This is a genomic window from Paenibacillus sp. 01T422 (assembly GCF_056398785.1).
Genome location: NZ_JBFTQB010001324.1, coordinates 1 through 1,186, shown reverse-complemented (window position 1 = coordinate 1,186; position 1,186 = coordinate 1). Strand labels below are relative to the sequence as shown.

General features: G+C 45.3%; 1 protein-coding gene. It reads left to right on the top strand.

Annotated features, from left to right (window positions below; all coding sequences use genetic code 11):
• Window positions 1-151: 151 nt before the first annotated feature.
• Window positions 152-1,186, top strand: a 1,035-nt coding sequence (locus tag AC1DUA_RS38430; RefSeq protein WP_477504690.1) for a LacI family DNA-binding transcriptional regulator, incomplete at its 3' end; no start/stop codon positions are given.

The window sequence follows — 1,186 nt, the reverse complement described above, 5'->3', positions numbered from 1 at the left end:
GTCTATAATAGGACGTCAATGCAGTTTATTATTAAATTTAGTTATATTTATATAAAAAGTTTAGTTAAAAATAAATGAATTATTGCATTTCAATGCAGTTAGGGATAAACTAAACTCACTCAACTAATTTAGTAAATGGGGATTGTTCGACTTGAAAATGGAAGATATTGCGAAAATGGCCGGAGTTTCCAAATCGGCGGTATCACTTGCTCTAAACGGCAAAACGGGGATCAGCTCGGAGACTCGCGACCGTGTACTTGAGATTGCTAGGGAAAGTGGTTATTCCCCGAAACCTCGGGCATCTGCTGCCGAAAACGCCGTGAAATCACTCTCTTTTCTCGTTTTCACCAACTCGGGCATCGTGCTTGAAGCCTATTATCAGCAGCCCTTTTTTAGAGAGCTGATTCATTATATTGAGGATCGCTGCCGCTCCAAAGGTTATTCCTTGCTCTTTTCGTCGGTGGATATGGAGTATTTCGAACGCGAAATTCGAACGCTTGCAGAGGACAACCAAAGCGATGGCATTATACTGCTTGGAAATAACCTGAGTCCTGAGGAAATTCTGGACATTTCGAATCGGCTGGGGCCTCACCTTGTTGTGCTCGACAATTGCTTCGATAAGCTGCCGGTCCATTTTGTGAGCATGAATAACTTCATGGGAGCCTATCAAGCAGGCGCTCACCTATGCGGCATCGGTCATACAGAAATTGGCTATATTGCTTCCAATGTTCGGATTCAGAACTTTGAGGAGCGCAAAGTGGGCTTTTATGAGGCTTTGCATGAACAGGGACTTGAGATCCATCCTGATCGCATTTTTGCTGTAGCGCCGACGATGTTATCCTCTCAAGAAGATCTGAAGAAACAAATAAAGGCGTACATGGAAACGGGCCGCCAGCTGCCGACTGCCATCTTTTGCGAATGTGATTACATCGCCATTAGTGCTATGAAGACCTTGACAGAGCTCGGTATCCGGGTGCCTGAGCAAGTGTCCATCGTTGGCTTTGATAATATTTCGGAGTCTCGCATCATTTCACCGGAACTAACTACTGTACATGTCGAGAAGAAACGCATGGCCCAATTGGCCGTTGATTTGCTAATCGAATCCATCGAGCATGGTGTCGAAGCCACCTCCAAAATCAGGGTGGATACCCGTTTTGTTGAGCGGAACTCTTCTCATCCGCCGCAG